Raw genomic sequence first — 3,478 nt, forward strand, 5'->3', positions numbered from 1 at the left:
GCTGTGCTGCAGGGTCTGGCCGTAGTATTCCTGAACCTGATCATACATCGGGCTTTCCTCTCTCGTCGGTAGGCTGTGGACGTTGATGAGATACGTTCCTGTCGCATTTGTTACATTACTTGTTTCAGAAAAGTGAGCCGCATCAATGGACCCCTCTCAAAACTGCATGTAGGGGGGATTCTACTGTGCGATCGACAATGTCACTAGCCGTCGCATAAAGCTGGATTTATTCCGTAGCAGGAGTGGTTGTACTGGTGCCCCTGGAAATGCTTAGTTACCCGGGACACTTCAGTGTCGCTGGCCTTGCTGTGAGTGAAAGGGATGACACGCAGCAACACCTATAGTGGCTGACTATAGCGGCGACAATGGCGGCAAATCAGTAGATGCATTTTTAGGCAAGCCACTGGTGATTTATGGCCCCGTTGAGCGGTTGAGCAGGGGTGTCAACGATGTCTCAACTTTTCAACACTCGCAAGCCCCCTCATAATGATCTACCGGTCCAGACAATTGACGGCTTCACGCCATGAAAGGTAATTCAGGGGTTCGATTCAGAGCATGCCTGTTTGTTGAGGCTATATAGCCTCACAACAAGTTCGAGATGTCACACAGCCTATTACGGCCAGCCGATCCAGTGAGTTTTTCGGTTGGTTGGGTCTCTCGGTTGAGGTTAATTGTTGAGTGACCTCGCATGCCTGACGACTTCATAAAACAAGGCCCGCTGGCCAGGCAAATACAGCAGGAACTCCGGGTGCCATTGTACGCCAACCAGAAAATCCCGGGAGGGGTCTTCAATGGCTTGCACAATACCATCCAGGTCATGGCCGGTCACCACAAGGCCATCACCCGTACGGTCGATACTCTGATTGTGCAGGCTGTTGATTTTTGAACGGCCACGCCCGAAAAGCGTAGCCAGCACTGTGGTCTTATTTTCCGGTTCAGCGGCGATACACAATGTCTTGATCGGCAGGATTGTCCAATGATTGGAAGTTTTTCGGCGCCGCGAGCACAATTCCTGGTGCAGGGTTCCGCCCCGGCAAATATTGAGCAATTGGTTGCCGCGGCAAATGCCAAGCAAGGGCAGTTTTCGTTCAAGTGCATTGTTGATCACTGCGACTTCCAGTGCATCGCGAGCAGTGTCGTAGTTGGGTTCAATCTCGGCTTCCGCAGCATAAAGAACCGGTTCGACATCGTGACCACCGGTTACGACGACACCATGATATTCAAGCTCGCGGTGTTCGTTCCGGGACGTAGTTGCAGCGGACGTCCCCCATAAAAACGGATCGCCAGTGCCACCAGCATCCGGGGGGCAATCGCGCCTCGCCGGGGACCCGTAATGGCAATTACCGTTCGAGCCACTGGTTTTGCACCTTGCCTGCCCAGTTACTGAACAGGCGCCTGAGCGGGCTGCTGAGATGTTGCAGATTAAGCCGCGCAGCAGCGTTGCAGGCGGATTTCATCTGCAGCCATGCGTTCGACTTCTACCCAGTCGTTCCACGCCACATGAAGTCCCCAGTGCGGCTTGTGGATATCACAATCCGGCAGACGGTAATGAAAAGTGGGCCGTGCCTTGATCAGGCTTTCGTCGGCCCTCGCACATACGCGGTCTTCGTCGAGGAACTTGAATAGTGGCAGCATGTCCAGTGCCCGGTTGCGCGTTGGGTTATCGATGAGATAGTCGTCAATCAGGGTGGTAAGATCGGGCCAGTAGTCTGCCGCGATAACTTTTTTCACATAGCTGCTTGGAAAGGGGTCGACGTAACTGGTGATACGGCGCGTGAAGTCGATATCGGCACGAACATATAGCCAGTCGTATAGACAGAGGAATGCCTTGAGGCAGGCGGTGATAAGCCTGGGCTCAAGGCTTGGTAGCTCAGGGTTGAATTGCATGCCAAAGGCGTTCAATGCACGGTCCGATGTGCCTTTGGCACCCCTTTCCCGCAACTGTGCAATGAGTGTCTCGACTTCACCAAGCCGAGCCAGCGGTAGTGGCGGGCTCACGATCTCATGTGGCACCAGGGCTTCAGCAGCCCAAGTCAACAAATCTTCGGTTGTCTCTTCCAGTTAGTCGCCAAGTGAATCAGCTGAACATGGCTCCCGTCCGAGTCGTTTGAGCAGATCGAAATCAAGCTCCACCAGCCAGTCGCCATCAGGGTCGCCTTTAAGGAGACGTTCATAACGCCCCTTGGCTTCTATATCAAGGCCAAGAAAATCCGCGACAATGGCAGTCAGGGCATCAAGCTCAAGTCCGCTTATCTCCAACTCGACGCCGACACGGCGGTTCTTGCCACTCTCGGTTATTGACCAGGGTAATGGCTTAAGTTGCTGACTTCTGTCCTGCATTTTTCAAACCCTCCTCGGTAATCGTTTTGTCAGGCCGCAACAAAACGTCTTCAGTCGGGGCACTATGAAACCTTTCGATACAACCGGGTCCATATTGCCAAAGAGCCGCTTCCGTCCTGTTCGTGAAATTGGATGCGCCTGCTAATTGAAGGAACTTTGGCAGCGTATCATAGGCAAACAGGTTGTCGCGTGCGTTCGCTTTGATTGAGTGTCATAGCCGAGCGATAATCAACCACAATTCCTCGAAAGCGGTACTATGGTCACGCAATTTTGGTCGGCAACGAAAAACATCACGGAGGCGCAGCAGATGAAATTCCTGTTATTGGCTTTGGCCGTACTTGGATTGATCTATATGGTACTGATCGGCGGCAAAAAGACGTCTGTCTCCGATGAGCAACCGGAGGCCATTTATCAGCGTGAAATTGAACGCGCCGAAAACCTCGATGACTTTTTGCAGGATACAGTGGATCGGCAAGGGGATGAAATGGATGCGGTGAAATAATGTCCGCAATGACCGGTAAAGGCTACCAGCCGCAGGACAGGTTGTGGATGCTGGAGGCGATTGGCCTGGCTGAACAGGCTGGAGCAGCCGGTGAAGTGCCTGTAGGCGCTCTACTGGTGCGCGATGGTGCGGTAATCGGGCGCGGCTGGAATTGCTCAATCGGCAAGTGTGACCCCACCGCCCATGCCGAAATTGTTGCCCTGCGCGATGCGGCACAGTTCGTCAGTAATTACCGCCTGCCCGACACGACACTCTATGTCACCATCGAGCCCTGCACCATGTGTGTCGGTGCTATGATTCACGCCAGAATTGCCCGCCTGGTCTACGGTGCGCCAGAGCCTCGGGCCGGCGCGGTAACGAGCCAGCTGCAATTAACCGAGCAGAAACATTTCAATCATCGTATTGAGGTTGTCGGGGGGCTGTTGGCTGAGCAGTGCAGTGCAATGCTCAGCCATTTCTTTCGCGAACGTCGCATGCAATCGAGCCGAGGCCCAAAGCCCGAATAACGGTCACAATGACAACATGGAACCGGTATTCCAGTCACTGGAGTTGGGCAGCTCAAGACGATTTTCCCGCTCCAGACGACGCTTTTCATCCAGTGCGTGCCAGTTGAGTATGGTCTGATAATGGCGCACA

Annotated in this window: 3 protein-coding genes and 2 pseudogenes; 2 read left to right on the forward strand and 3 right to left on the reverse strand. The window is 53.6% G+C overall.

Annotation, left to right across the window (positions count from 1 at the left end):
- Positions 1–667 precede the first annotated feature (667 nt).
- The 3 genes and pseudogenes from ACTF5G_RS10035 to ACTF5G_RS10045 form a co-directional block, all read right to left on the reverse strand.
- Positions 668–1,156 (reverse strand): annotated as a pseudogene (locus ACTF5G_RS10035) (gamma-glutamyl-gamma-aminobutyrate hydrolase family protein); the annotation flags it as partial.
- A gap of 44 nt (positions 1,157–1,200) precedes the next feature.
- Positions 1,201–1,356 (reverse strand): hypothetical protein, encoded by a 156-nt coding sequence (locus ACTF5G_RS10040; RefSeq protein WP_438952665.1) that lies wholly within the window; start codon positions 1,354–1,356, stop codon positions 1,201–1,203.
- A 66-nt stretch (positions 1,357–1,422) separates the two neighbouring features.
- Positions 1,423–2,340 (reverse strand): annotated as a pseudogene (locus ACTF5G_RS10045) (amidoligase family protein).
- Between the two features lie 307 nt (positions 2,341–2,647).
- Here ACTF5G_RS10045 and ACTF5G_RS10050 point away from each other — a divergent pair.
- Entirely contained in the window at positions 2,648–2,842 is a 195-nt protein-coding gene (locus tag ACTF5G_RS10050) for a hypothetical protein (protein WP_438952666.1), read from the forward strand.
- The gene (gene tadA / locus ACTF5G_RS10055; protein WP_438952667.1) at positions 2,842–3,348 is read left to right on the forward strand and encodes a tRNA adenosine(34) deaminase TadA; all 507 of its coding nucleotides are present in this window, start codon (positions 2,842–2,844) and stop codon (positions 3,346–3,348) included. Before ACTF5G_RS10050 ends, tadA begins: the two co-directional genes overlap by 1 nt.
- Positions 3,349–3,478: the final 130 nt, after the last annotated feature.

This window comes from Porticoccus sp., assembly GCF_965660005.1.
Taxonomy (GTDB): Bacteria; Pseudomonadota; Gammaproteobacteria; order Pseudomonadales; family Porticoccaceae; genus Porticoccus.

Excerpts from the sequence above, each read along its gene's own strand:
- ACTF5G_RS10050 (WP_438952666.1), top strand. The coding sequence starts at position 2,648 with ATGAAATTCCTGTTATTGGCTTTGGCCGTACTTGGATTGATCTATATG.
- tadA (WP_438952667.1), top strand. The coding sequence starts at position 2,842 with ATGTCCGCAATGACCGGTAAAGGCTACCAGCCGCAGGACAGGTTGTGG.